The organism is Maritimimonas sp. 2405UD52-3 (genome assembly GCF_056591715.1).
The window spans coordinates 325,580-352,144 of the sequence record NZ_JBWQOL010000002.1; the positions used below are offsets into that span (position 1 = coordinate 325,580).

The window sequence follows — 26,565 nt, forward strand, 5'->3', positions numbered from 1 at the left end:
AATTTATAATTCATTAAGTCCGTGCTCATTTAAAACTACTCGCCATTCATGGCTTTCTGTAATTTCTAATATTTTTTGCGAAATCTTTTGTTCTAATACAGCTCTTTTTTTAGGAAGACCAAATGCGTAGAGTTGTAAGTCAAATTGAACAGGTAACAACTTAAGATTATTGAACGCTTCATTTTGTTTAATGCGATATTTCAAAATAGGTTCATCGTATAAAAAAGCATCAATTTTCTTAACACTTAAATCTTCTAAACCATCTTCAACACTTCTATACAATTCTATTTGTTTGAAAAAATGATCCTTTAAAAAACCTGTAGAACTAGAATTCTTCACACTGCCAACCGGACGTTCTTTATATTCGTTGAAATCTTCAGTAGAATTCGATAATCTGTTTACCGTCAAACTAGATGCTACACTTGCAGTTAAACCAGATATAAATAACAACCCACAAAACATCCAAATTAAAGCTACAATTTTGCCCCCTCTGCTCTTAGGGTACTTGTCTCCATAGCCTACAGTGGTCATTGTAACAACCGACCACCACATACCATCAAAAACACCTTTTAACCCTGGACGAAAATGATGTGCATTCTCCTTTCGCTCAAAGGTCCAAGCTAACAAACCGAATAGCATAATAATAAAAAGCAATACTAGTAAGCCTCTTAAAAAATCAACGCTAAAAAAAGATCGTAAAAACTCAAAAAATCTTGTAAAAGAACCTGTTTTAGCTACTGCAATAGTAGAATTAGAGGCAAAAAATGAATGAGTGAATTCCATAGTTTTACTCCGTTCACTAGTAATGGTCAATGGATTGATACTCACATCAACGCTACCATCTCTAAGTCCTTGGAGCATTTCTGCAAATCCCATTTCAACAAATCTATATTCTATATTAAGATCATCAGCCAAACGTTCCCAAAGCCATATATTAATACCAGATAATTTATCTTCATTTTGAATAATAAAAGGGGCTGCAGGTGTATAAGCAATAAGTAATGTGTCTTTTAGTTGTTGTGAGGAAGTTGGTAAAATATTAAAAACGAAAAAGAAGAAAAATATTAGTTTTTTCATTGATGATTTATCCTAATAAAGGCTAAATATACTATTTTTTTATACCTAATTGTCTAGCTTTTTCTAACATAAATTGGTAAGAAGCTTCGTAGTCATTAGGTATTTTGCCGTCTAAAATTGCATTTTTGATTGCTTCTTTTATTTGACCAATCTCTCTGCAAGGTTTCAGATCAAAAGTTTCCATAATCAATTCACCAGAAATGGGAGGTTGGAAATTACGAATGCGATCACGTTCTTCTACTTCTTTTATTTTTTGACGAACACGTTTAAAATTATTTAGATAGCGTTGTTGCTTTTTAGGATTCTTAGTGGTGATATCTGCTTCGCAATGTGTCATTAGATCATCTATATCATCGCCTGCATCAAATAACAAACGACGAACTGCAGAGTCAGTTACTTCATCTTCAGCTAAGATTACTGGGCGAGAACTTAACAATACCATTTTCTGAACGTATTTCATTTTGTTGTTTAATGGCATATGCAATCGTTTAAAAATTTTATATACCATTTTAGAACCTACAAATTCATGTCCATGAAATGTCCATCCAATTTTTTTCTGAAACTTTTTTGTTGGCGCTTTCCCAATATCATGCAGTAAAGCAGACCATCTTAACCAAATATTATTAGTGTTTTTTGAGATATTATCTACAACTTGTAAAGTGTGATAAAAATTATCCTTGTGTTTCTGACCTTCAACTTCTTCAACACCTTTTAAAGCAATAAGCTCTGGCAATATTCTTTTTAATAACCCCGTTTCTTCCAATAATCGAAAACCAATGGATGGTTTTTCAGACAACAATATTTTGTGCAATTCATCTACAATACGTTCTCTGGTTATAATATCAATACGCGCAGCATTTCTTGAAATTGCTTTCAAAGATTCTTCTTCTATCTTAAAATTAAGTTGAGTAGCAAAACGAATGGCTCTCATCATTCGTAAAGGATCATCAGAATACGTTATATCAGGATTAAGCGGTGTGCGGATAACCTTATTTTTTAAATCTTCAATACCGTTAAATGGATCGAGTAATTCTCCGAATGAATTTTCATTTAAATTTAACGCTAATGCATTAATGGTGAAATCCCTACGATTCTGATCATCCTCTAATGAACCTGATTCAACCTCTGGATTACGACTATTCTCTGAATATGATTCTTTACGTGCACCTACAAACTCTAATTCAATATCTTCATAGCGTAACATTGCCGTTCCATAGGTTTTAAATACCTGAACTTTAGGAGTATTTGGTAATAAAGAAGCAACTTTTTGAGCTAATTTTATACCACTACCAACCGTTACTACATCTATATCCTTAGCACCTCTCCTACCTAAAATATAATCACGTACAAATCCTCCAATGACATAACTCTCTAAAGCCAACTCTTTAGATGCTCTAGAAATGATCTTAAAAATTTGAGGCTTTAAAGCTTCCTTATAAAATATTTGTCGCATGTAATTTCAAGCTCTTATCACTTCTATTTCTCCATTTTCAAGTACTCTTAAAATTTGAGAAGATTTATTAGACGTTTTTTCGCAATGCAAATTTACCACATAATCAACGGCCTCCAAAATAGCAGTATCTATTTCTTGAAATGATATGGGAGTAGCAAGGCCACTAATATTAGCTGATGTAGAAACTATAGGTTTACCGAATTCTTTAATCAATTTTTGACAGAATTCATTTTGTACTATTCGTATAGCTACTGTATTATCCGAAGCAAATACATTTTTTGCCAGCCTTTTAGGATTACTATAAATAATGGTAGTTGGCCTATCTTCATTTATTAGAATTTCAAGTGCTTTAGCTGGAATTTTTGAAATATAAGTACTCAGCATTTCAATTGAGTCTACCAAAATGATTAAGCTTTTACTCTCATGACGTTGTTTAATTTGGTATACTTTTGAAACAGCTTCTTCGTTGGTAGCATCACAACCTATGCCCCAAACAGTATCCGTTGGATATAAAAGCACACTTCCTTTACGGATAGTTTTTAATGATATTTTAATTTCTTGATCCAATCTATTTCAATCTATTTTCAACCCAATCTAATATATACCTCTGTGTTTCTTCATCAGCCAACTCAAGACTTTGAAAAGTCATAAATATGTCTATTTTGTTTTTCAAAAATTGTGAAAGTTTCTTTCTAACCTTTCCTGGCTTTTTATATGATCTAAAATAGGTTAACTTAGTATCTTTCTCATAAACAAATGTACCATTCTTAACTTCCAGATGATTTGCTAAAGATTCAACCAGAAACTGCTCATTACTTCTAAATCTATGTTTTATATTGTTTACTAAAAGCTCTTCATTTGTATTTAAAAAAGCAGCTATAGTGGACCTGCGAATTGGAATAGGGTTGTGAAATCTTCTAATATATTTTTTTGCACCTGCCAGTTTAGCACTTTTTTGCATTGCCTCTTTAAAGCCTACTTTGTCTTGTTTATTATTTTTACCTATTACTGAGAGAAAATCATAATATATTTTACGTAGTTTTTGATCTTCATAAAACTTCTTCCATTTCCCTCTTAAGATGGGTAATCCGTTTTCAAAATAATCATTAATTGAAGTCTCTCTCATTATAAAGGTATCATCATTGAAGATGATGAAATGCTCAGAGAGATTTGGTATTCTATATAAAACCGTGGCTATTGATCGCGAATTAAAGCATGGCAAATACTCTTCAAACTCCCTAAATATTACTTTATGGTCTACTATCTCTAAATTTATATTCTGCTTTTTAGCTAATATTTCAAGCTTATCGTAAGTATCAGGAACTTGCTCATCAGTTACTAAAAAAAGATTTCTTATAAATGGGGCAAACTTAATAATTGATCGAATCGCTATATCTATTTCGCCGATTGAATTATAGCGTATGCTTTCTTTTTTCTTTTGAAAATCAATTTTAACATCTGAATATCTGTTAATTTTCTTTTGCCATTCAATATCATTACCATTAACCCACATTATAACAATATCAACTGGGAAATAGTTTACATCTTCTTCTAACAACATATTAAGACATCATTTTTCATCTCTATAAAGCAACCATAACTTAATATAGCGTGACATTACACCGTAAGAATGATGAGCAGCTAAAACAAAACCAGGAAAACCGTCGAGAAATCCTCTACGAATTATGTAATGTGAAAAGAACCTAAATATAGGTTTAATGGTAACGTGAAAAATAGTTACCCTTTTTCTTCTCTTGTACAAAGCTTGGGCTTGTAAAGAAGTATATTGATCTAACTTACTAGAATAGTAATCATAATTCTGATACGAATAATGATCTACTTTGTTCTTTAAAAAACCTACTTCACCCTCGTATGCAATCAACTCATGCACTAACTTGCCATCATATTTGCATTTATCTTTTCTAAAAAGCCTAATCACTTTATCACGTCCCCAACCTCCATGAGTGATTTGCTTATTAAAAAAATAAAATGTGCGATAAATATAAAATCCAACAAAACCTCCAGGGTTGTTAACGAATTTAACAATTTCATCCCTTAATTCATCATTTACGCGTTCATCAGCATCTAGTATATATATCCAGTCATTCTTTGCTTGATTAATTGCGTAGTTCTTTTGGGAAGAGAAATTGTCAAAATCTCGCTGTATAATTCTTACGTCATGTTTTTTAGCTAAATCCACTGTATTATCATCACTAAAAGAGTCAATAATTATAATTTCATCTGCAAATCCTACGGACTTTATTGCAGCTTCAATATTTGCTTCTTCGTTTAAAGTTGGAATTATAGCAGTTATCTTTGCGGAATTAATCAAATAGCCTTTTTTCAGTTGGTAAATTTACTATTTGTTTTAGTATTCTAACTGCAGAATTATAACATAAATAGTATTTTTGTCTAATGACAATTCATTTTAATAATCAATACTCAAATTATAAGGATGGGCTTTTATCCATCCTTTCTAATTTTGATACTTATAACGCTTCATTTGATACAGGCAAACGCAATTCCATTAAAAAGATAACTTCTAATGAAAAAATATTCGTTATCAAGTCTTTTAAGAAACCCCTTTTTATAAATCAAATTGTCTACAAATACTTCCGTAAATCAAAAGCTAAACGTTCATTTGAATATGCTAACATTTTATTGACTAAAGGTATAAACACACCTCCACCTGTTGCATATATTGAAAATTTTAACAGTATAGGCTTACAAAAAAGCTACTACATTAGCGAGTTTGTTAATTATGATCTTACATTTAGAACATTGATTGATGAACCCAACTATAAAGATCATGAAAAAATTATTGAGGGGTTTACCAATTTCACATTCAATCTACATGAAAAAGAGGTAGAGTTCTTAGATCATTCGCCTGGTAATACGCTCATTGTAAAAAAGGAAAATGACTATAGTTACTATCTTGTTGATTTAAATAGAATGAAATTTCATTCCTTGAATTATCAGCAAAGACTTAAAAACTTTGCAAGACTAACGCGTAAAAAAGAACTTATAGAAAAAATAAGTAAACATTATGCAAAGCTCATAGATAAACAACCTTCAGAAGTTTTTGATCTTATGTGGTTTTTTAACAAGCAGTTTCATAAAAAATTCGATAATGAAAAACGAATTAAAAGTATATTGTTTAATAAAAAATATGACTTAAAATAGTTTGCTATACTGCAACATCATATTCACGTAAAGCGTCGTTTAATGAAGTTTTTTTATTGGTACTTTCTTTACGCTTGCCAATGATCAATGCGCACGGAACCTGGTATTCTCCCGCCGCGAATTTCTTCGTATAACTTCCTGGAATTACAACGGATCTAGCAGGAACTCTTCCTTTCATTTCAATAGGCTCATTTCCTGTAACATCAATAATTTTTGTACTCATTGTTAGCACTACGTTGGCGCCAAGTACAGCTTCTTTTTCTACTCTAACGCCTTCCACCACAATACATCGAGAACCAATAAAACAACCATCTTCTATAATTACTGGAGCCGCTTGTAAAGGTTCTAGCACCCCACCAATACCAACACCTCCAGATAAGTGTACATTTTTACCTATCTGTGCACATGAACCCACTGTTGCCCATGTATCTACCATAGTACCTTCATCAACATAGGCACCAATATTTACATAACTAGGCATTAAAATCGTACCTTTTGAGATATACGCTCCATGACGTGCTACAGCATGCGGTACAACGCGAATTTCTTTTTCTTGGTAGCCTCGTTTTAACGGAATCTTATCATGATACTCAAAAATACCAGCCTCTAATACTTCCATTTTTTGAATAGGAAAATACAGTACTACGGCTTTCTTTACCCATTCATTTACCTGCCAACCATCACTTTTTGGTTCTGCAACTCGCAACGTACCCACATCCAATAAATCAATTACTTTTCTTATAGCTTTTTGGGTTTCCCTTTCTTTCAATAAATCACGATTTTCCCAAGCAGATTCAATAGTTTCTAGTAAAGCTGTCATATCAAATTTTAATTTTAAGCAAATATAAAGGCTTACTAATTATTGGCACAACTTTAGCTAAGTAAAAACAGAAAACTTACTTTTGTTTAAATTTTTAATGTGGCAAGAATACTGGCGATAGATTACGGAGAAAAAAGAACGGGTATAGCTGTTACTGATGAATTACAAATCATAGCATCAGGTCTAACTACTATTCCTACTACAACTATTTTTACATTCTTAACAAATTATTTAAAAAAAGAAAATGTTGAATTGATTTTGGTTGGCGAACCAAAGCAGTTAGATAATACCCCTTCTGAAAGTGAAATACTTATCGCTCCTTTTTTAGAAAAATTGAAAACAACATTTCCTGATATTCCGATCAAGAGAATTGACGAACGATTCACTTCAAAACTAGCCTTTCAAACTATGATTGATAGCGGACTTAAAAGGAAAAAACGCAGAAATAAAGGGTTGGTTGATGAAATAAGTGCAACTATTATTCTACAATCATATCTTTACAGTAAATAACCAAAAACTTTAGTAACTAAAACATAAATTCCAATCGTAAGAATGAAAACTTTGGATTTTGTTATTCTATGTTTGCATTTTATTATTTGTACTTTTGCGACCTATAATTTAAAAGAACTATATGGTTTTACCCATTGTTGCATATGGCGATCCTGTGCTACGAAAAGTAGCCCAAGAAATAGATAAGGAATACCCCAATCTCAAAGAGCTTATAGAAAATATGAAAGATACGATGAAGAACGCTCGCGGTGTTGGTTTGGCAGCTCCTCAGATAGGCAAAGCTATCCGTTTATTTTTAGTAGACACTTCTCCTTTTGCCGAAGATGATGAATTAGATGAAAAAGAGCGTAATTTTTTAAAAGACTATAAAAAGATATTCATCAATGCAAAAATCTTAAAAGAGGAAGGTAAAAAATGGGCATTTAGTGAAGGATGTTTGAGCATACCAAATATAAATGAGGACGTCACCAGAGAGGATAGAGTAACCATTGAGTATTTTGATGAAACCTTTAAAAAACATCAGGAAACTGTAAAAGGTTTAGCCGCTCGGGTTATTCAACATGAATATGATCATATTGAAGGCATTTTATTCACAGATAAGTTATCTTCACTAAAAAAACGCTTGCTTAAGAAAAAATTAGATAATATTTCAAAAGGAAAAGTTGATGTTGATTACAGAATGAGATTTCCTAAAAAATAAGATATGAGTTTAGAGAAAATTGTTGCCGTTTCAGGAAAGCCAGGATTATTTGAGATTGTATCTCAATCAAAGTCAGGATTGATTGTTGAGTCATTACTTGACAAAAAACGTCTTCCTATCAATGCTATGCATAATGTAAGTGTATTGAATGACATAGCGATTTATACTTACGAAGAAGAAGTTCCTTTGCGAGATGTATTTAAAAATATTGCGGAAAAAGAAAGTAATAAAGAAACTATTAGCCATAAAGAAAGTAATGACAAGTTGCTTTCATTTTTTGGTGAGGTACTTCCCAATTTTGACGATGAACGGGTATACCCTTCTAACATCAAAAAAGTGGTACAATGGTATAATATCTTAGCTAAAAAAGGATTCGATTTTACAGAGATAGACAAAGATAATTCAGAGGAAGAAGAATAAGGTGAATTCTCGAAAAGAACAACTTGCTGCTTTTGAAAGGCTTTTAGATATAATGGATGAGCTCCGTGTAAAGTGTCCTTGGGATAAAAAACAGACATTACAATCGTTACGTCATCTTACTATTGAAGAAACCTATGAACTTGGCGATGCTATTCTTGATAATGACTTACAGGAAGTAAAAAAAGAATTAGGTGACTTGCTATGCCATATCGTCTTTTATGCCAAAATAGGTTCAGAAACTGATGATTTTGATATTGCCGATGTTGCTAATTCCATTTCAGAAAAATTGATAGATCGTCATCCACATATTTATGGAGACATAGAAGTAAAAGATGAAGAAGAAGTCAAACAAAACTGGGAAAAATTAAAGCTGAAAGAAGGTAAGAAATCTGTTTTAGAGGGCGTTCCAAAAAGTCTACCTGCTATGGTAAAAGCGAATAGAATTCAGGATAAAGTCTCCGGAGTTGGGTTTGACTGGGAAGAACCACATCAAGTATTTGACAAGGTAAAAGAAGAACTTTTTGAGTTGAATGATGCTATTGAATCTGGTGAACAGCTAAATACAGAAAAAGAATTTGGCGACGTCTTATTTTCTATGATCAATTATGCCCGTTTTATTAAGGTAAATCCTGAAAATGCCCTGGAACAAACAAATAAGAAATTCATCAAACGCTTTCAATTCTTAGAAGAAGCTGCCAAAAAAGAAGGAAAACAACTTGCAGAAATGACCCTCGCTGAAATGGATGTGCATTGGAATAATTCAAAGAAATTATTCCAATAGTATTAATTTGGAAAAATCAAAAGATTTTTCCAAATAGAATCAACTGGAACGCTTCGAAAAAGCATTTTAAATAATTTGTCATTCCGCACCTGATGGGGAACCCAAGAGATTAAATGGATTCCTGCTTTCGCAGGAATGACAGATATCTTTCGTAATTTTAGCTCCATGGCTGGCTATTCACAAACTCCACTTGCAAAAAAACTAGGTATTAAAGAAGGCTTCACCGTAAAATTGTTGAATGAGCCGAATTATTATCTAAACCTTTTCTCAGATTTCCCAACTTCTATTGACCATATAGAGTCCGAAGAAAAACACAGTATTGATTTTATTCATCTATTCTGTAAAACTTTTGAAGAGTTAAAGAATAATGCAGAATTCCTAAAAGAACAATTGAAAACGGATGGGCTTTTATGGGTGAGTTGGCCCAAAGGAAGTTCTGGCATTAAAACTGATTTGAAGAGAGACTTAATCCGTGAACATTTACTTGATCTTGGTTTGGTTGATGTGAAAGTATGTGCTGTAGATGAAAAATGGAGTGGACTTAAATTTGTATATCGACTCAAAGACCGTCAATAAAAAATTTCTTAAAACAGTCCTATTTCCAATGAAATTAGGGTAACACAATATTTAATCCCTTCATTTTGAATACCAAAAATTGAAAATTGAAATTTTGTATTTGGATTCCCGTTTTCACTGGAATAACAATTTTAAGGAAATCTTGAGGCTTAACCTCAATGAATTCTTTTTGAGTAAAATATTCAGTAATTTTAGCTGAAATTCTTGACCATGAAACGTATTCTATTTTTTACTTTAATCTTAACTCTCTTTATAATTTCTTGCAAGAAGGAATCAGTTGAGAATCAGACTTCTGAAAATACTACTTCTATAATTGAAACTCCTCAAGAAAGAGTTTATGCAATTGTCATTCACGGAGGTGCTGGCACTATCAAAAAGGAAAATATGACTCCAGAACAGGAAGTCGCTTACAGAGAGAAGTTACAAGAGGCACTTAATGCAGGTTATAAATTGCTGGAAGAAGGGCAGTCAGCTATAGATGCCGTTCAAAGAGCAGTAAATATCATGGAAGATTCTCCACTCTTTAATGCAGGAAAAGGAGCGGTATTTAATAGCGCGGGTAAGAATGAATTAGATGCTTCCATTATGGATGGAAACACTTTAAATACAGGCGCTGTTGCTGGGGTTAAACGTATTAAAAACCCCATTAATGCCGCAAGAATTGTTATGGATAGCACTAGACATGTACTAATGGCTGGAAAAGGTGCTGAAGATTTTGCTAAACTCAATGGAATAGAATTTGTTGACGATAAATACTTCCATACAGAAAAAAGGTACAAGCAATTATTAAAAGCCCAAGAACAGGAAAAAGTGATGTTAGATCATTCTGCTATGATAATTGAAAATAAAGAACTCATAGATGACCATAAATATGGAACTGTAGGTGCAGTTGCTATAGATAAAAATGGAAATATAGCTGCAGCCACTTCAACCGGTGGTATGACTAATAAAAAATATGGTCGTGTTGGTGACTCCCCCATTATTGGTGCAGGCACCTATGCCAATAACAAAACTTGTGGGGTTTCAGCAACCGGAACAGGAGAATATTTTATAAGAACTTTAGCCACTCATGAAGCATCGAACCTCATGCAATACAAAGATCTATCCTTAAAAGCATCACTTGATGACGTCATGCAGCAAATTGGTGATTTAGGCGGTAGCGGCGGTCTGGTAGCTCTTGACAAAGATGGAAATGTAGCCTGGTCTTTTAACTCTTCTGGTATGTATCGTGGCTATAAAAAATCGAGTGGTGAAAACGTTGTGAAATTTTACGAAGAATAATTAATGAAAATTAAAGACATTACTACCGCTATTGAAGAAATAGCACCCTTAAAGTATGCTGAAGATTTTGATAATGTTGGGTTACTTATTGGAGACTATCAAACTGAAGTTACAGGAGTTCTAGTGACATTAGACACTTTAGAAGAGGTTGTAGATGAAGCCATTGATAAAAAGTGTAATCTCATTATAAGTTTTCACCCCATCATCTTTTCAGGCCTTAAAAAAATTAATGGTAAAAATTATGTTGAGCGTGTTGTTTTAAAAGCCATTAAAAACAATATTGCCATTTATGCCATTCACACCGCATTAGACAATTCCATACAAGGAGTTTCAGCTAAAATGGCGGAAGTATTAGGATTACAAAAAACCAAAATCTTGCTACCAAAAAAAGGGTTGATAAAGAAACTGACCACCTATGTTCCTGAAAAAGATGCTGAAAATGTAAGAAAAGCCTTACATGATGCTGGCGCTGGAGATATAGGAAATTATAGTCATTGTAGCTTTAATATTCAAGGTCAAGGTACGTACAGAGGTAATGAAAACTCAAATCCTACTATAGGCAAAAAAGGCAAATTGCATACTGAAAATGAAACTTTTATCAGTGTGATTTTTGAAAGTTATCTTGAACAAAAACTACTTAGAGCATTGTTTGATGAACATCCATATGAAGAAGTAGCCTATGATATTGTTGCTACGGACAATACACATCAACATATAGGTATGGGCATGGTTGGCGAATTAGAAAATAAAGTTTCTGAAAATGAATTCTTTACGCTATTAAAAGAGAAATTTAATTTAAAAAGCATTCGTCATTCAAAATTCTTACAAAAATCGATTAAAAAAGTGGCTGTTCTTGGTGGTTCGGGTGCTTTTGCTATTGAAGCTGCAAAGCGTTCTGGAGCAGACATTTATATTTCTGCCGATTTTAAATATCATGAGTTCTATAAAGCCGAAAATAAGTTTATTATTGCTGATATTGGGCATTATGAAAGTGAGCAATTTACAAAAAACCTATTAGCTGATTTTCTTACAAAAAAATTCCGTAATTTTGCAGTCGTTTTATCGGAAACCAATACAAATCCTATCAATTATTCATAAGAGATGGCTAAGAAAACAGAAGTTACAGTTGAAGAAAAATTAAGAGCTTTATATGATCTACAACTGATTGATTCTAGAATAGATGAGATCAAAAATATGCGAGGCGAATTACCTCTTGAGGTTCAAGATTTAGAAGATGAAATAGAAGGATTAAATACCAGACTTGCAAATTTCAACAACGATATTGAAAATTTAGAGACGAGCATTAAGAATAGAAAGCAGACTATTGAAGAAGCAAATGCGCTTGTAAAGAAATATACTACGCAACAAAAAAATGTTCGCAACAATCGTGAGTTTGACTCTTTAAGCAAGGAAATTGAATACCAAGAGCTTGAAGTGCAATTGGCAGAAAAACATATTAAAGAATTTTCGGCTAAAATTGAACAGAAGAATGAAATCATAGATGCTGCTAAAGAAAAAATTAAAGAAAAGGATACGCATTTAAAGTTAAAGAAAGAAGAGCTTGATGAAATCATGGCTGAGACAGAAAAAGAAGAAAAACTTTTAAACAAAAAGTCTGAAGAGTTCAGCAAGTTGATAGATGATCGTTTATTATCTGCTTATAAAAGAATACGAACTAAAGTTCGTAACGGTTTAGCTGTTGTAGCAATTCAACGGGGCGCATCTGGTGGTTCTTTCTTTACAATTCCCCCACAAAAACAAATGGAAATTGCTAATCGTAAAAAGATCATTGCTGATGAGCATAGTGGTAGAATTCTAGTTGATGCTCAGTTGGCCGAAGAAGAAAAGAAAAAAATGGAAGAATTATTTACCTCTTAAGAAGCAAGTATTTTTTTAATCAGTATACAGAAAGCCTTTCAAAAAGATTATACTGTATGCATAACCTGCATACCTATGAATATTTCCAGAATACTTCTTTGTACAATACTTATAAGTTTATTTTCATGCTCTCAGTCAACCCAAAAAAAACAAGAGGCACTTTTTCAAAATCAATGCGCAAGCTGTCATATTGCTCCATCTATTGATCATCTTACTAAAGAAGTTTGGGCAACTCAAATACTGCCCGATATGGGTGCAAGAATGGGTATTAAAGATTCTACCTATAATCCTGTAAAAGGATTACCATTCGATGAAATAGAAGCTATCTATAAATCAGGAATTTATCCAATTAGACCTACCATATCAAAAGAAGACTGGAAACTTCTTAAAGACTATATTATTTCATTGGCCCCTGATACTTTAAAAGTAATTGAGTATGAAAAGAAAGCAAACAGACTAGATCAGTTTACAGCAAAACCTATATCATTAGATAGTATAGGTGGTTCGTTTACCACTTTTTTAAAATATAATATTAAAGAAAACCAGCTTATAAATGCTGATATTAGAGGTAACCTTTTTAAATACGATTTCAGCAAAAATGTAAACACTCCTATTAAACAATTAAGCAGTGCTATTGTAGATTATAGTGAAAGAGAAAATGCTAACTATATAACCACCATAGGAAAGCTAAACCCAACCGAGTTATCATCTGGTCAAGTTTTCATGGTTAAAAATGATTCAATAGAACCAATCTCTAACTTATTACATAGACCCGTTCATAATTTGGTTACTGATTTAAATAAAGACGGTATTGATGAATTTGTAATTTCTGAATTTGGTAACCTTACGGGAAAATTATCAATGTTGGTGAAATCTAAAGACTCGCAATATGAAAAACAAATTCTTCTGAACCAACCAGGTACTATAAGGGTTCTTGCAAAAGACATGAATAAGGATGGTAAAGAAGACCTTATAGCGCTTACCTCACAAGGAGATGAAACCATTACAATTCTTTACCAACAAGATGATCTAAGTTTTATCCCTGAAAAGGTATTGCGTTTTAGCCCAATTTATGGGAGTAGTTGGTTTGAATTAGTTGATTATGATAGTGATGGTGATCAAGATATTATTACTGTAAATGGAGATAATGCTGACAAGTCATACATACAGAAGCCTTATCACGGGTTGAAAATCCACATTAATGATGGTAATAATGAATTTAAAGAAGCCTATTTCTACCCATTAAATGGTGCAACTAGAGTGATTGCAAAGGATTTTGACCAAGATAATGACATTGATTTTGGAGTAATTTCTACATTTCCTGATTATAATAATTATCCTGAACTTTCATTTGTATATCTTGAAAATACAAATTCTAAAACGTATGATTTTGAAACCTACACATTAGAAAATGCTAACTCGGGTAGGTGGTTTCTCATGGATTCAGGAGATATTGATAAAGATGGAGATGAAGATATTATCTTGAGTACATTTACATATGTTTTTACACCTGTACCCAAAGAATTATCCGAACTCTGGAGCAAAGAAAATGTGGATATTATGATTTTAGAGAATAAATTAAAAAACAATCATCAGCAATAGCCAGATTATTGGTATTGATTCCACAAAAAAAGCGCTATAATATTTGTTTTGGTTATCATTAGAGCGAATTAAAAAGAACATTGTAATAAGTGCAATCACAAATTCCACTCTCATTTGCTGTATATCTAATCCCTTTTTTAGAAAATTCAGTCCTACAAAAAGCATTAGTAAAAAAATGCCAAATCTTTTTGCTTTAGGCAATCCAATCAATTGAGGAATTGTCTTTAGCTTGTCACTATCAAACTGAAGATCTCTAATATCAAAAGGAATTGTTAGTGCTATCACAAATAAAAATCGTTGTAAGAAAATTAGTATCTGATTCCTACCGATTGTATATTCTTCATTTAATAATGGTAATAGAACAGTAATACCAGCCCAGCAAAAAGCAATTAAGAAAATTTTTAACCCAGAAAGCGTCCTCAGAGATTTCCTTTTATTAGCAAGTTGATTAAACGGAATTACATAAAAAAATGTCAATAAGATAAAAGGGATCAAGTATATATATAAAGAAGTCTGTAGTTTCAAGCCAAAGTATAAGGCGCCCGTACCAGAGATAAACATCAAAATATATAGATACTTCTTATTTTTTGCAACCCATTCAGATCTCCAAGACTTAATCTCAGACATTCTGGACAATCTAATAAAATTGTAAGCTAAAATTGTGCTAAAGAAAACGAAGAACGGAAACACTTCTGAACTAAAATTCGCCTGTATTAATGTGATATTAGTTAATGAAAATACTGCAATAGCCACATGGATATTCCCAAAAACATAAAAATCAAAGCATCTTTTAAGTAACCGCATCCTACAAAAGTAACTAAAAGAGGTGCTAAAATATTCTTTCAAGCGCGTATTTTAATCGCTGCTTTTTGTGTATTTTTGATATCCATATTTGACTACTATTATTTTGCTTAAATGAACACAGATTCTTTCGCGTTAAGGCATCTTGGACCCAGAGAAAAAGATGTAGATAACATGCTAACTACCATAGGTATAGATTCATTAGATGAGTTAATTTACAATACCATTCCTTCACATATTAAATTTAAAAAAGACCTTGATTTGCCTAAGGCAATGAGCGAATATGAATTCAGTGCACATGTTGAAGATTTAGCATCAAGAAACAAACTATATAAATCGTATATAGGTTTAGGATATCACCCAACAATTTTACCAGCTGTCATTCAAAGAAATATTTTTGAGAATCCAAGTTGGTACACTTCTTACACTCCGTATCAGGCTGAAATTTCTCAAGGTAGATTAGAAGCATTATTGAACTACCAAACCATGGTCACAGAATTGACAGGAATGGAATTGGCAAATTCCTCTTTATTAGATGAGGGTACAGCTGCCGCCGAAGCAATGGCTTTATTATTCGCTGCACGTTCAAGAGATCAAAAAAAGAGGGATGTTAAACAATTTTTTGTTGCAGAGGATGTATTACCCCAAACCATATCTATTCTAAAAACAAGGGCTTTGCCTATAGGCATAGAATTGGTATTTGGTAATCATGAAACCTTTAATTGTAACGATAAAGTTTTTGGAGCTCTTGTTCAATACCCAAATAAAAATGGGCAACTTTATGATTATACAGATTTTATTTCTAAAGCAAATGAATATGGAGCAAAAGTTGTAGTAGCTGCTGATTTGTTGAGTCTCACAATTTTAAAAGCTCCAGGTGATATGGGAGCTGATGTGGTAGTAGGAACTTCTCAACGTTTTGGTATTCCTCTAGGATATGGAGGGCCGCACGCAGGCTATTTTGCTACGAAAAAAGAGTATAAAAGATTAATTCCCGGACGAATTATTGGAGTGACCAAAGATGCTAATGGGAATCGTGCTTTGCGTATGGCTTTGCAAACAAGAGAGCAACATATAAAACGTGAAAAAGCAACATCTAATATTTGCACCGCGCAGGTATTATTGGCTGTTATGGCAGGTATGTATGCTTGCTATCACGGCCCAGATGGACTAAAATATATTGCAAATAAAATACATTCACTAACGAATGTGTTGAATGGAGCAGTTCTACAAATGGGATTTGAGCAACTCAACACTTCAGCATTTGACACCTTACAGATCAAAGCAACTTCTGCAGAAACTGTGAAAAGAATTGCTGAAGAAAATGAAGTTAACTTCTATTACCCTGATGACACCACAGTTTGCATTTCATTAAATGAAACTACCTCTTTAAAAGATATCAATCAAATTATTGATATTCTAGCCAAAGCTGAGGGTAAAGAGCCAGTAATAGTAAACGAATATGTTTTTACTTCCTCTATTCCAGATGATTTAAAACGTAAGATATCGTTTATGTCAAATGAAGTTTTTGAAAGCTATCATTCAGAAACCGAGATGATGCGTTATATCAAAAAACTCGAACGTAAAGACATTTCATTAACAGACTCTATGATATCATTAGGATCTTGTACTATGAAATTGAACGCTGCATCAGAAATGATTCCATTGAGTTTAAGTTCATGGAACAACATCCATCCTTTTGTTCCCATTGAACAAGCTCAGGGTTATCAAGAAATGCTGCAAGAATTAGAACGATCATTAAATATCATTACTGGTTTTCATGCTACTTCATTACAGCCTAATTCAGGTGCTCAAGGAGAATTTAGCGGACTCATGGTTATTAAAGCCTACCACGAATCAAGAGGTGACCATCATAGAAATATTTGTTTGATTCCTGCATCCGCACATGGTACGAATCCCGCTTCTGCTGTTATGGCCGGCATGAAAGTGGTCGTAACAAAAACCTCAGATGATGGTAATATTGATGTAGAAGATTTGAAAGAAAAAGCTGAACTTCATAAGGGGAATTTAGCGGCTTTGATGGTTACGTATCCATCTACGCATGGCGTTTTTGAAAGTGCCATTCAAGATATTACGAAAATCATACATGATAATGGAGGACAAGTGTATATGGATGGTGCTAATATGAACGCCCAAGTTGGTTTAACAAACCCTGCAACTATTGGTGCAGATGTCTGTCATTTGAACTTACACAAGACATTCGCTATTCCTCATGGTGGTGGTGGCCCGGGTGTGGGCCCCATTTGTGTAGCTAAACATTTAGCTGAATTTTTACCAACCAACCCTATTATTAAAACCGGAGGTAAAAATGCTATTACTGCCATTTCAGCAGCTCCTTGGGGGTCTGCATTGGTTGATATCATCTCTTATGGTTATATTAAAATGTTAGGCGCCGACGGGTTGAAAAAATCGACTATATATGCCATCCTAAATGCAAATTATATAAAAGCAAAACTCGAAAAACACTATAAGATTCTGTACACAGGTGAAAAGGGCTATGCAGCGCATGAAATGATTGTTGATTTTAGAGAGTTCAAAGCAAAAGGGGTGGAAGTTACTGACATAGCTAAACGTTTAATGGATTTTGGTTTTCACGCCCCTACTCTGTCATTTCCTGTTGCTGGTACTTTGATGATTGAGCCAACGGAAAGTGAGAGTAAACAAGAACTTGATCGTTTTTGTGACGCCATGATCCAGATCAAAACTGAAATAGATGCCTATATAGAAGGTGAAGATTCAGTATTGAAAAATGCACCGCACACACAGGCCATGCTAACCACAGACGATTGGTCATTTAATTACTCAAGACAAGAGGCTGCTTTTCCATTAGATTTTGTTTCAGAAAATAAATTCTGGCCACCCGTTAGACGTGTTGATGATGCTTACGGAGACAGACATTTGGTATGTACTTGTAATCCCATTGAAGATTATATAGAAGCTTGATAATAACTTGTTTTTTGAAAAAACCTAAAACACTATATTTGTATTTCATTTTTCTTAACAGAAAATTACATTATGAAAAAAATCACTAAAGAAACCTACCTACAATGGTATAAGGACATGTTGTTCTGGCGTAAGTTTGAAGATAAACTTGCAGCTGTTTACATTCAACAAAAAGTAAGAGGTTTCTTACACTTATATAATGGTCAGGAAGCTGTATTAGCAGGCGCACTTCATGCCATGGATTTGACCAAAGATAAGATGATCACAGCTTATAGAAATCATGTACAGCCTATTGGAATGGGTGTAGACCCTAAGCGTGTAATGGCAGAATTATATGGTAAAGCTACAGGAACCTCACAGGGTTTGGGTGGTTCAATGCATATCTTTTCTAAAGAGCATCGTTTTTATGGTGGTCACGGAATTGTTGGTGGACAAATTCCTTTAGGTGCTGGTCTCGCTTTTGCGGATAAGTATAAGGGTTCTGATGCCGTAACCCTAACTTATTTTGGTGATGGTGCAGCTCGTCAAGGGTCACTACATGAAACATTTAACATGGCTATGTTATGGAAATTACCTGTGGTTTTTATTGTAGAAAACAATGGCTATGCTATGGGAACTTCAGTAGAAAGAACAGCAAATCATGAGGATATCTGGAAATTAGGATTAGGTTATGAAATGCCTAGTAAACCGGTAGATGGTATGAATCCTGTTAAAGTGGCAGAAGCAGTATATGAAGCTATTGAACATGCTCGTAGAGAAGGACCTTACTTCTTAGAAATGAAAACCTATCGTTATCGTGGGCATTCTATGAGTGACGCGCAACATTATAGAACAAAAGAAGAAGTTGCAGAATATAAAAAGATTGATCCTATTACCCAGGTGTTAGATATCATCAAAGCAGAAAAATATGCTACCGATGAGGAGATTGATAAAATGAACAAAGAGGTGAAAACAAGGGTTTCTGAATGTGAGAAGTTTGCTGAAGACTCTCCATATCCTGAAAAGAATGTGATGTATGACGTGGTTTATGAACAAGAAGACTATCCGTTTTTAAAACATAGATTGTAAAAAAATTCAAAATTTCAAACACCAAATTTCAATAATATTAGTTGTGATTTGGCCCCGATAGTTATCGGGATTGAGATTTATTTAATTTTAAAAAATTAAATTCTTATGGCTGAAGTAATAAATATGCCTCGACTGAGTGACACCATGGAAGAAGGTGTGGTTGCAAAATGGTTAAAAAGCGTTGGTGATAAAATTGAAGAGGGAGATATTTTGGCAGAGATTGAAACTGATAAGGCCGTTATGGAATTTGAGTCTTTTCATGAAGGTATCTTACTACATATAGGTATTAATGAAGGTGAGTCAGCTAAAGTAGATACACTTTTGGCTATTATTGGAGATAAAGGAGAAGATTTTTCAGCCCTCTTAAATGCAGCTCCAGCTGCTGAACCTACTCCAGAGGAGAAGAAAGAGAACAAATCTACACCAGAAAATACAGGAACTGAAGAAGTATCTGAATCAGCCGATAAAGATTCTGGTTTTGACCTACCAAATGGTGTAGAGATTATTACTATGCCACGATTAAGTGATACAATGACAGAAGGTACAGTGGCTTCATGGCTAAAAAAAGTAGGAGATAATATTAGCGAAGGTGATATTCTAGCTGAAATTGAAACTGATAAGGCTACAATGGAATTTGAATCATTCTATGAAGGCACATTATTGCATATTGGCGTAAATGAAGGAGGATCTGCAGCTGTAGATAGTGTACTTGCCATTATAGGCAATAAAGGCACAGATATATCAGGTGTAGTTGAAGCCATTAAAAATGGAGCGTTTTCAAAAACAGAAGAAAAGACTGAAACAAAAAAGGAACAAATACCTCAATCGCAGCCAGCAACTGTCAAAAAAGAAGAGCCAGCACCTATTATTGCAGAACCTATAGTATCAAAAGCAAATGATGGAGATAGAATATTTGCTTCTCCTTTAGCCAAAAAAATTGCTCAGGAAAAAGGAATTGATTTAGCCCAAGTAAGAGGTTCTGGTGAAAATGGAAGAATTGTAAAAAGTGATGTAGAAAACTTTACTCCTAATACTGTAGGGTCAGCCTCTGGCATTCCATTTACTCCTAAGGGTCAAGAAAGTTCTGAAGAAGTACCAAACTCACAAATGCGAAAAGTCATTGCGCGTAGGTTGGGTGAATCTAAATTTACAGCACCACATTATTATTTGAATGTTGAGTTTGATATGGATAATGCAATCGCCTTTAGAAAGCAGTTCAATTCTATACCAGATACTAAAATTTCATTTAATGATATTGTTGTTAAAGCAACTGCCTTAGCTTTAAAGCAACATCCACAAGTAAATTCCCAATGGTTTGATGATAGAATCAAAAAGAATCATCATGTACATATTGGTGTGGCGGTTGCAGTTGAAGATGGCCTATTGGTTCCTGTGGTTCGTTTTGCCGACGAGATGACCTTACCTCAAATAGGTGCTCAAGTAAAAGAATATGCAGGTAAAGCGCGTAATAAAAAGCTAACACCTCAAGAAATGGAAGGTAGTACTTTTACCATTTCTAACTTAGGGATGTTTGGTATAACCGATTTTACCTCAATTATCAATCAGCCTAATTCTGCCATTTTATCTGTTGGTACTATTGTACAAAAACCTGTTGTTAGAGAAGGACAAATAATAGTTGGAAATACTATGAAATTGACTATGGCATGTGATCATAGAACTGTAGATGGGGCCACAGGTGCACAATTTTTACAGACATTGAAAGGATATATTGAAAATCCGGTTACTATGCTGGTCTAAATATAGACTTAAAACAATCTAGAAGCCACTCTTTTTGAGTGGTTTTTTTATTTATAAAACTGAGAGTTTATAAATTACTTTGTCAGATTTGCTTAAATTGTACCTCAAATAATATAGTATTAACTAAATTTTTAAGTTTTATGAGTTCAAAAGTTAATATGATCCTTAGGGTCATTTTAGGTTTGTTACTGGTCGTTTTTGGCGCCAATAAATTTGGAAACTTTATGCCCATGCCTGAGTTAACAGGTGATGCTGCCGAATTTATGGGTGCTTTAGGTAAAGCTGGATATTTTCAATTATTAGGTATACTTGAAATTGCCATTGGTTTATTATTAATTACCAATAAATGGGTAGGATTAGCATTGGTTGCTTTAGCTCCGCTAGTTGTAAACTTTTTAATTTTCCATTTAAATTATGACATTGCAGGAATTGGAGGTGCCGCCCTTTCCGCCGTATTAACAGTAGCATTATTTTATGCCAATTGGGGTCGATTTAAAACCCTGTTTTAGTTTACATCCCTACAAGTTTAAAAGCAAAACTTTTGAACTTATTAATTAGAAAAACCGCTGCAATAGTAGTGGTTTTCTATTTTATATAAATTTATACCTTTATTTAGAACTATCTTTTTTCTTAATGTATGAAATACTTAATTAGAATTACACTTTTAGTCATCTTAGTCTTTTTGACTTTTAATTGTCGAAAAAAAACTACTCAAGAGAAATCTAAAAATTATGTAGCAGAGAATTACAATAAGGAAGAGGTATACATCACCATGCGAGATAGTGTGAAATTATTTACTACTATCTATTCACCCAAAGACAAAAGTAAAGAGTATCCTATTCTATTAATGCGTACGCCTTATAGTTGTAAACCATATGGTACTGATACATCTAAGGTGAAAATTGGTCCTAACGAACATTTAATGAAAGAAGGTAATATTATTGTCTATCAAGATGTTCGTGGCAGATGGATGAGTGAAGGCATCTATGACAATATGCGCGCATACATTCCAAACAAAAAATCAAATAAAGATATAGATGAAGGCTCAGACACTTATGACACTATTGAATGGCTTGTCAAAAATATTGAAAACAATAATGGCAATGTTGGTACATGGGGTATTTCTTACCCAGGATTTTATACCACATATTCCGTTATAGATGCACATCCTGCATTAAAAGCAGCTTCACCACAAGCATGCATTGGTGATTTTTATTTTGATGACTTTCACCATAATGGAGCTTTTTTATTAAGCTATTTTAGGGCTATCTCGCTCTTTGGAACTCCAAAGGATGAACCCAGAGATTCTGCTTGGTACAAATTACCTGAACTAGGTACACAAGATCAATACCAATTTTTTCTGGATGCAGGACCTTTAAGTAATCTCAACCGTTATTTTCAGTATGAATCATTAGACAATCCTAAACTAAAAAGTAATGATGACATAGACGATTTCTTTTGGAAAGAAATTGTAGAACATCCTAATTATGACAGTGTTTGGCAGAGCAAAGGTATTATTCAACATTTAAAAAATATTAAACCTTCGGTCGCGACTATGATTGTTGGTGGTTGGTTTGATGCAGAGGATCTTTATGGACCACTAGAAACTTATAAGGCTATTGAAAAAAATAATCCTAATAACTATAACACGTTGGTTTTCGGTCCTTGGGATCACGGTGCGTGGGCACGCTCTCGGGGTAAAAACATAGTTGGTAATTATTATTTTGGAGATTCTATATCAGAATTCTTTCAAGAAAAAATTGAAACTAAATTCTTTAATCATTTCTTAAAAGATAATGGTAAAAAGGAATCTGGATTACCAGAAGCTTATGTATATGATTCTGGTAAAAAAGCCTGGAAAACTTATGAAAGTTGGCCTCCACCTAATACTTCCAAACAAACCATGTACCTATCAGAAAATAAAGAATTAACAACAACTTTTAAATCTAACACACCCATAAAATTCATTAGTGATATTGAAAGACCTGTCCCCTACTCAGAAGATATTAAAACAGTTTTTACACCTAGAAAATATATGACAGACGATCAGCGTTTTGCTTCCAGAAGACCTGATGTTTTGGTTTTTGAAACTGATATTTTAGATGAAAATCTTACGCTATCAGGAGATATTATTGCTAACTTAAAGGTAGCAACTACAGGTACTGATGCTGACTGAATTGTTAAGATAATAGACGTACACCCTCCAGATACCAAAGAGCATGGAGAAGGAATGCAAGATCACCTAAAAATGAGTAACTATCATTTGATGGTTAGGAGTGAGGTAATGCATGGTAAATTTAGAAATAGTTTTGAAAAACCAGAACCTTTTGTACCCAATAAACCTACAGATGTAACTATTAAATTACAAGACGTTTTTCATACTATTAAAAAAGGACATAAACTCCAAGTGCAAGTACAAAGTACATGGTTTCCTCTAATTGACTTGAACCCGCAGACCTACGTAGATAATATTTTTAAAGCGAAAAAAGAAGATTTTAAAACGCAAACGCATACTGTGTATACATCATCAAAAATTGCGTTTTCTGTTTTAAAATAAAATTAGCCCCATTCACTCTTAGGAAAATCACCCAAGCAATTATAAAAAATTAATAAATCTTATTGAAGGTTCTAAGCCGTTGCAATGCAACGGCTTTTTAATTCTAATTAATTTTTACCAATTCCTTTTTTGTAACGCTTCCTAGTCGTAATAATAAAAGAATACATAATAAAGAAAGTGCTGTCATTAAATACCAAGTGGCTTCATAACCAACTTTATCCACTAATTGCATTCCAGCATTATGACCAAATATATGCGCAATTGAAAATGAAATGGTATACAAACCCATGAATTCTCCCTGTTTACCATTTTTAGCTCTGTCCATTACAAATGAATTAGAAAATGGGAATAATATCATTTCACCAATGGTCATCAATAACATACCTATGATTAGAATTCCTATCCATCCACTGAAATTCAATACAAGAAAGCTAGCCCCAATTAAAATTGTACCTACAATCATTAAATAGATCTTTGACCTTTTTCCATCTTCTAGCTTTTTTATAAAAGGCATTTCTAAAAGAAATATTAAAAATCCGTTCATTCCCATCAATAATCCTATTTCAAATTCTGTTAATGATTGATCTTTATAATAAAGCGGTATTGTTGAAAAATATTGTAGGAACACAAATCCAAACAATGTCATAGCGCCTAAAAAAATAATAAAAGGCTTATCCCCATAAGCTGAACTTGGGTTTTTAACCTTGATATCATCTTGAATTCTTGCTTTTTTAGGGTGTAAAACATTCAATAATAAAATTCCCGCCAAAAAACAGGTAATGCCATCTATCCAAAATAAACCGTTATATCCTATAGAAGTTATGATTAAACCTCCAACCGCTGGGCCAGCTGAAAAGCCCAAATTGATAGCTAGCCTAATTAAGGTTACAGACCGTGTCTTGTTTTCCGATTTACTATAAGTGCTTAATGCCACAAACATTGCAGGTCTAAAGGCATCAGCAACCAACATAACGGTAAAGATTCCCAAAATTATGGTTTCAAATGTCTCAATAAATTGTAAACCTACAAATAGAAATCCGGTAGCAATCAAACTAAATACCATTACCTTATAATAGCCAATTTTATCAGTTAGTTTTCCGCCTAACCACGAACCAACTACAGATCCTAATCCAAATGCACTCATGATCCAACCTACCTTACCAAGGCTAAAACCAAGGTGCTTGGTTAAGTATAGTGATAGAAAAGGAATGACCATTGTACCTGCCCTATTAATAAGTGTAATTAAGGCAAGCCACCAAACTTCTCTTGACAAACCTTTAAATGTATTAAAATAAGGTTGTATAACTTTTCTATTTAAAAAACTTACTAAAACCATAGTTCATTAGGTTACTTCTAAAAATAAAAAACCCGGCGTTAAGCCGGGCATCTATTCTATTGTTAATACTTATTTCTATATAGCTACAACAAATACATACCCGTATATCTCGGCTTCACCGAAAATTGAATGTTCATGGTACGATATGTTGTTCTCATTTTTTACTTAATTTGATTCAAAGCTACAAAATATTTTAAAACCTAGACATTATCTAATTCTTATCTTTGAATAAATTATTATACATGCAACGATTTATTGGTTTTTTATTTTTTATTACTTACTTGTCGGGATGTTCTCAATCTGAAACTCCAAGATCTTATATAGATCAAATAAAAAAGCATCGATATGAGCAAAATGTGAAGTTTGCTGATAAAAAGACCACTATACTTACCAAAAAAGATTTTAAAAAATTTTCTTCTTTGGAGTACTTCCCCATAGACTCAAATTATAATATCAAAGCTCAATTTATCCTCAATGAGAACCCTATTCTTTTTGAAATGCCAACCACAACAGATAGATTACCTATTTATAAAACTTATGGAATAGCCCGTTTTGAATTAAATGGCAAAAAATATGTACTTCAGGTTTACCAAAATCAAGAACTCATTAAAAAACCAGGATATAAGGATTATTTGTTTGTTCCTTTTATGGATACTACAAATGGTAATGAAACTTATGGTGGTGGAAGATACTTGGATGTTTCTCAATCTAAAAATGGCATTATTGAGCTAGATTTTAATAAGGCATACAACCCATATTGCGCTTACAATGATGCATACTCCTGCCCTATTCCTCCTAGAGAAAATCATCTGGATGTAGCTATAAAAGCAGGAGTAAAAGCCTTCAAATCAAAGATCAAATGAAAATTGAAAAAGACATTTTAGCGGCTGCTGAACGTTTAGCTCCTTATATGCATAATACACCAGTATTGAGCTCACAAGCTATCAATCAAATGGCTGGTGCTGATCTATATTTTAAATGCGAGAACTTTCAAAAAATGGGCGCTTTTAAAATGAGAGGTGCTACCAATGCGATTTTGCAATTATCAAAAGAGCAACAACAAAAAGGAGTTGTTACACACTCTTCAGGAAATTTTGGTCAAGCTTTAACCTTGGCCGCCAAAAACATTGGAATCACTGCTCATATTGTGATGCCAAATGATGCACCACAAGTAAAAAAGGATGCTGTTAAAGGCTATGGTGGTCAAATCACAGAATGTGAGCCTACATTGGATGCTCGTGAAACAACAGCACAAAAAATTCAAGAGAAAAAAGGAGCAACTTTCGTACATCCGTTTAATGATTTTAATGTGATATTAGGTAATGCAACTGCTGCTAAGGAATTTTTGGAAGTGTATACAGATTTAGATTATATAGTTGCTCCAGTTGGTGGTGGGGGATTGATATCTGGCACGGCGTTGAGTACTTTAGCATTTAGCACTAATTGTAAGGTCATTGGTGCTGAACCTTTTGAAGTAGATGATGCCTATAAATCAATACAAAATGGACAACTAGAAAAGAATGCAACTACCAATACTATTGCTGATGGATTAAAAACCTCCTTAGGAGATATTACCTTTAGTATCATTCATCATTATGTTGAGGAAATTATTAGAGTAACCGAAGAAGAAATTATAGATGCAATGCAAATTATCTGGGAGCGAATGAAAATTATTGCAGAACCTTCTTCTGCTACCGTGCTTGCTGCAGTTTTAAAATCAGAATCTAAATTTTCTGGTAAAAAAGTAGGCTTAATCTTATCAGGTGGTAATGTAGATTTAAAAAATTTACCCTTTTAGTC

Annotated in this window: 24 protein-coding genes and 1 pseudogene; 17 read left to right on the plus strand and 8 right to left on the minus strand. The window is 33.4% G+C overall.

Annotated features, from left to right (window positions below; translation table 11 throughout):
* Positions 1–3: 3 nt before the first annotated feature.
* The 5 genes from AC1EU5_RS05690 to AC1EU5_RS05710 are packed head-to-tail and all read right to left on the minus strand — an operon-like array spanning position 4 to position 4,862.
* Positions 4–1,077, minus strand: a complete 1,074-nt coding sequence (locus AC1EU5_RS05690; protein ID WP_480191401.1) for a substrate-binding periplasmic protein — start codon at positions 1,075–1,077, stop codon at positions 4–6.
* 31 nt (positions 1,078–1,108) lie between these two features.
* Positions 1,109–2,530, minus strand: a complete 1,422-nt coding sequence (locus AC1EU5_RS05695) for a CCA tRNA nucleotidyltransferase (protein WP_480191402.1) — start codon at positions 2,528–2,530, stop codon at positions 1,109–1,111.
* A 6-nt stretch (positions 2,531–2,536) separates the two neighbouring features.
* Positions 2,537–3,097, minus strand: coding sequence for an L-threonylcarbamoyladenylate synthase (locus AC1EU5_RS05700; protein ID WP_480191403.1), 561 nt, complete (start codon positions 3,095–3,097; stop codon positions 2,537–2,539).
* A gap of 1 nt (position 3,098) precedes the next feature.
* On the minus strand, positions 3,099–4,091 hold the full coding sequence (locus tag AC1EU5_RS05705) for a Stealth CR1 domain-containing protein (protein WP_480191404.1): 993 nt from the start codon (positions 4,089–4,091) through the stop codon (positions 3,099–3,101).
* Between the two features lie 9 nt (positions 4,092–4,100).
* Positions 4,101–4,862, minus strand: a complete 762-nt coding sequence (locus AC1EU5_RS05710) for a glycosyltransferase family 2 protein (protein WP_480191405.1) — start codon at positions 4,860–4,862, stop codon at positions 4,101–4,103.
* 83 nt (positions 4,863–4,945) lie between these two features.
* Between AC1EU5_RS05710 and AC1EU5_RS05715 the strand changes: the two genes are divergently transcribed.
* Entirely contained in the window at positions 4,946–5,713 is a 768-nt protein-coding gene (locus AC1EU5_RS05715) for a lipopolysaccharide kinase InaA family protein (RefSeq protein WP_480191406.1), read from the plus strand.
* A gap of 4 nt (positions 5,714–5,717) precedes the next feature.
* Here the strand turns inward: AC1EU5_RS05715 and AC1EU5_RS05720 are convergent, their stop codons facing one another.
* On the minus strand, positions 5,718–6,533 hold the full coding sequence (locus tag AC1EU5_RS05720) for a 2,3,4,5-tetrahydropyridine-2,6-dicarboxylate N-succinyltransferase (RefSeq protein WP_480191407.1): 816 nt from the start codon (positions 6,531–6,533) through the stop codon (positions 5,718–5,720).
* A gap of 99 nt (positions 6,534–6,632) precedes the next feature.
* Here AC1EU5_RS05720 and ruvX point away from each other — a divergent pair, with 99 nt between their 5' ends.
* The 9 genes from ruvX to AC1EU5_RS05765 all read left to right on the plus strand — a co-directional run bounded on the left by ruvX (position 6,633) and on the right by AC1EU5_RS05765 (position 14,281).
* Positions 6,633–7,043 (plus strand): Holliday junction resolvase RuvX, encoded by a 411-nt coding sequence (gene ruvX / locus AC1EU5_RS05725; RefSeq protein ID WP_480191408.1) that lies wholly within the window; start codon positions 6,633–6,635, stop codon positions 7,041–7,043.
* Positions 7,044–7,164: 121 nt separating this feature from the next.
* Positions 7,165–7,743, plus strand: a complete 579-nt coding sequence (def, locus tag AC1EU5_RS05730; RefSeq protein ID WP_480191409.1) for a peptide deformylase — start codon at positions 7,165–7,167, stop codon at positions 7,741–7,743.
* A gap of 3 nt (positions 7,744–7,746) precedes the next feature.
* Positions 7,747–8,163: a DUF5606 family protein gene (locus AC1EU5_RS05735; RefSeq protein ID WP_480191410.1), complete on the plus strand. Its 417-nt coding sequence runs from the start codon at positions 7,747–7,749 to the stop codon at positions 8,161–8,163.
* Position 8,164: 1 nt separating this feature from the next.
* Positions 8,165–8,944 carry a nucleoside triphosphate pyrophosphohydrolase gene (mazG, locus tag AC1EU5_RS05740; protein WP_480191411.1) on the plus strand — a complete coding sequence of 260 codons (780 nt, stop codon included), beginning with the start codon at positions 8,165–8,167 and terminating at the stop codon, positions 8,942–8,944.
* A 135-nt stretch (positions 8,945–9,079) separates the two neighbouring features.
* Positions 9,080–9,520 carry a DUF3052 domain-containing protein gene (locus tag AC1EU5_RS05745; RefSeq protein WP_480191412.1) on the plus strand — a complete coding sequence of 147 codons (441 nt, stop codon included), beginning with the start codon at positions 9,080–9,082 and terminating at the stop codon, positions 9,518–9,520.
* 210 nt (positions 9,521–9,730) lie between these two features.
* Positions 9,731–10,801: an isoaspartyl peptidase/L-asparaginase family protein gene (locus tag AC1EU5_RS05750; protein ID WP_480191413.1), complete on the plus strand. Its 1,071-nt coding sequence runs from the start codon at positions 9,731–9,733 to the stop codon at positions 10,799–10,801.
* 3 nt (positions 10,802–10,804) lie between these two features.
* On the plus strand, positions 10,805–11,899 hold the full coding sequence (locus AC1EU5_RS05755; RefSeq protein ID WP_480191414.1) for a Nif3-like dinuclear metal center hexameric protein: 1,095 nt from the start codon (positions 10,805–10,807) through the stop codon (positions 11,897–11,899).
* A gap of 3 nt (positions 11,900–11,902) precedes the next feature.
* The gene (locus tag AC1EU5_RS05760; RefSeq protein ID WP_480191415.1) at positions 11,903–12,679 is read left to right on the plus strand and encodes a zinc ribbon domain-containing protein; all 777 of its coding nucleotides are present in this window, start codon (positions 11,903–11,905) and stop codon (positions 12,677–12,679) included.
* A gap of 249 nt (positions 12,680–12,928) precedes the next feature.
* Positions 12,929–14,281, plus strand: coding sequence for an FG-GAP repeat domain-containing protein (locus tag AC1EU5_RS05765; protein ID WP_480191416.1), 1,353 nt, complete (start codon positions 12,929–12,931; stop codon positions 14,279–14,281).
* Here the strand turns inward: AC1EU5_RS05765 and AC1EU5_RS05770 are convergent.
* Positions 14,258–14,908 carry a UbiA prenyltransferase family protein gene (locus AC1EU5_RS05770; protein ID WP_480191417.1) on the minus strand — a complete coding sequence of 217 codons (651 nt, stop codon included), beginning with the start codon at positions 14,906–14,908 and terminating at the stop codon, positions 14,258–14,260. The genes AC1EU5_RS05765 and AC1EU5_RS05770 overlap by 24 nt on opposite strands.
* 288 nt (positions 14,909–15,196) lie before the next feature.
* Between AC1EU5_RS05770 and gcvP the strand changes: the two genes are divergently transcribed.
* The 5 genes and pseudogenes from gcvP to AC1EU5_RS05795 all read left to right on the plus strand — a co-directional run bounded on the left by gcvP (position 15,197) and on the right by AC1EU5_RS05795 (position 23,429).
* Positions 15,197–18,046 (plus strand): aminomethyl-transferring glycine dehydrogenase, encoded by a 2,850-nt coding sequence (gcvP, locus tag AC1EU5_RS05775; protein ID WP_480191418.1) that lies wholly within the window; start codon positions 15,197–15,199, stop codon positions 18,044–18,046.
* 72 nt (positions 18,047–18,118) lie between these two features.
* A complete protein-coding gene (gene pdhA, locus AC1EU5_RS05780; protein ID WP_480191419.1) occupies positions 18,119–19,114 on the plus strand; it encodes a pyruvate dehydrogenase (acetyl-transferring) E1 component subunit alpha in 996 nt (331 codons plus the stop codon).
* A 105-nt stretch (positions 19,115–19,219) separates the two neighbouring features.
* Positions 19,220–20,872, plus strand: coding sequence for a pyruvate dehydrogenase complex dihydrolipoamide acetyltransferase (locus AC1EU5_RS05785; RefSeq protein WP_480191420.1), 1,653 nt, complete (start codon positions 19,220–19,222; stop codon positions 20,870–20,872).
* Positions 20,873–21,012: 140 nt separating this feature from the next.
* Positions 21,013–21,381, plus strand: coding sequence for a DoxX protein (locus tag AC1EU5_RS05790; RefSeq protein WP_480191421.1), 369 nt, complete (start codon positions 21,013–21,015; stop codon positions 21,379–21,381).
* Positions 21,382–21,509: 128 nt separating this feature from the next.
* Positions 21,510–23,429 (plus strand): annotated as a pseudogene (locus AC1EU5_RS05795) (CocE/NonD family hydrolase).
* A 103-nt stretch (positions 23,430–23,532) separates the two neighbouring features.
* Here AC1EU5_RS05795 and AC1EU5_RS05800 read toward each other — a convergent pair.
* Positions 23,533–24,765: an MDR family MFS transporter gene (locus AC1EU5_RS05800; protein WP_480191422.1), complete on the minus strand. Its 1,233-nt coding sequence runs from the start codon at positions 24,763–24,765 to the stop codon at positions 23,533–23,535.
* Positions 24,766–25,007: 242 nt separating this feature from the next.
* On the opposite strand from AC1EU5_RS05800, the gene AC1EU5_RS05805 reads away from it, so the two are divergent.
* Both AC1EU5_RS05805 and AC1EU5_RS05810 read left to right on the plus strand, forming a co-directional pair.
* Positions 25,008–25,628: a DUF1684 domain-containing protein gene (locus tag AC1EU5_RS05805; RefSeq protein WP_480191423.1), complete on the plus strand. Its 621-nt coding sequence runs from the start codon at positions 25,008–25,010 to the stop codon at positions 25,626–25,628.
* Positions 25,625–26,563 (plus strand): pyridoxal-phosphate dependent enzyme, encoded by a 939-nt coding sequence (locus AC1EU5_RS05810; RefSeq protein WP_480191424.1) that lies wholly within the window; start codon positions 25,625–25,627, stop codon positions 26,561–26,563. Before AC1EU5_RS05805 ends, AC1EU5_RS05810 begins: the two co-directional genes overlap by 4 nt.
* The last annotated feature ends 2 nt before the right edge of the window (positions 26,564–26,565 follow it).

Excerpts from the sequence above, each read along its gene's own strand:
- AC1EU5_RS05690 (WP_480191401.1), bottom strand. The coding sequence starts at position 1,077 with ATGAAAAAACTAATATTTTTCTTCTTTTTCGTTTTTAATATTTTACCA.
- AC1EU5_RS05695 (WP_480191402.1), bottom strand. The coding sequence starts at position 2,530 with ATGCGACAAATATTTTATAAGGAAGCTTTAAAGCCTCAAATTTTTAAG.
- AC1EU5_RS05705 (WP_480191404.1), bottom strand. The coding sequence starts at position 4,091 with ATGTTGTTAGAAGAAGATGTAAACTATTTCCCAGTTGATATTGTTATA.
- AC1EU5_RS05715 (WP_480191406.1), top strand. The coding sequence starts at position 4,946 with ATGACAATTCATTTTAATAATCAATACTCAAATTATAAGGATGGGCTT.
- AC1EU5_RS05720 (WP_480191407.1), bottom strand. The coding sequence starts at position 6,533 with ATGACAGCTTTACTAGAAACTATTGAATCTGCTTGGGAAAATCGTGAT.
- def (WP_480191409.1), top strand. The coding sequence starts at position 7,165 with ATGGTTTTACCCATTGTTGCATATGGCGATCCTGTGCTACGAAAAGTA.
- AC1EU5_RS05735 (WP_480191410.1), top strand. The coding sequence starts at position 7,747 with ATGAGTTTAGAGAAAATTGTTGCCGTTTCAGGAAAGCCAGGATTATTT.
- AC1EU5_RS05745 (WP_480191412.1), top strand. The coding sequence starts at position 9,080 with ATGACAGATATCTTTCGTAATTTTAGCTCCATGGCTGGCTATTCACAA.
- AC1EU5_RS05750 (WP_480191413.1), top strand. The coding sequence starts at position 9,731 with ATGAAACGTATTCTATTTTTTACTTTAATCTTAACTCTCTTTATAATT.
- AC1EU5_RS05755 (WP_480191414.1), top strand. The coding sequence starts at position 10,805 with ATGAAAATTAAAGACATTACTACCGCTATTGAAGAAATAGCACCCTTA.
- AC1EU5_RS05760 (WP_480191415.1), top strand. The coding sequence starts at position 11,903 with ATGGCTAAGAAAACAGAAGTTACAGTTGAAGAAAAATTAAGAGCTTTA.
- AC1EU5_RS05765 (WP_480191416.1), top strand. The coding sequence starts at position 12,929 with ATGGGTGCAAGAATGGGTATTAAAGATTCTACCTATAATCCTGTAAAA.
- AC1EU5_RS05770 (WP_480191417.1), bottom strand. The coding sequence starts at position 14,908 with ATGTCTGAGATTAAGTCTTGGAGATCTGAATGGGTTGCAAAAAATAAG.
- gcvP (WP_480191418.1), top strand. The coding sequence starts at position 15,197 with ATGAACACAGATTCTTTCGCGTTAAGGCATCTTGGACCCAGAGAAAAA.
- pdhA (WP_480191419.1), top strand. The coding sequence starts at position 18,119 with ATGAAAAAAATCACTAAAGAAACCTACCTACAATGGTATAAGGACATG.
- AC1EU5_RS05785 (WP_480191420.1), top strand. The coding sequence starts at position 19,220 with ATGGCTGAAGTAATAAATATGCCTCGACTGAGTGACACCATGGAAGAA.
- AC1EU5_RS05790 (WP_480191421.1), top strand. The coding sequence starts at position 21,013 with ATGAGTTCAAAAGTTAATATGATCCTTAGGGTCATTTTAGGTTTGTTA.
- AC1EU5_RS05800 (WP_480191422.1), bottom strand. The coding sequence starts at position 24,765 with ATGGTTTTAGTAAGTTTTTTAAATAGAAAAGTTATACAACCTTATTTT.
- AC1EU5_RS05805 (WP_480191423.1), top strand. The coding sequence starts at position 25,008 with ATGCAACGATTTATTGGTTTTTTATTTTTTATTACTTACTTGTCGGGA.
- AC1EU5_RS05810 (WP_480191424.1), top strand. The coding sequence starts at position 25,625 with ATGAAAATTGAAAAAGACATTTTAGCGGCTGCTGAACGTTTAGCTCCT.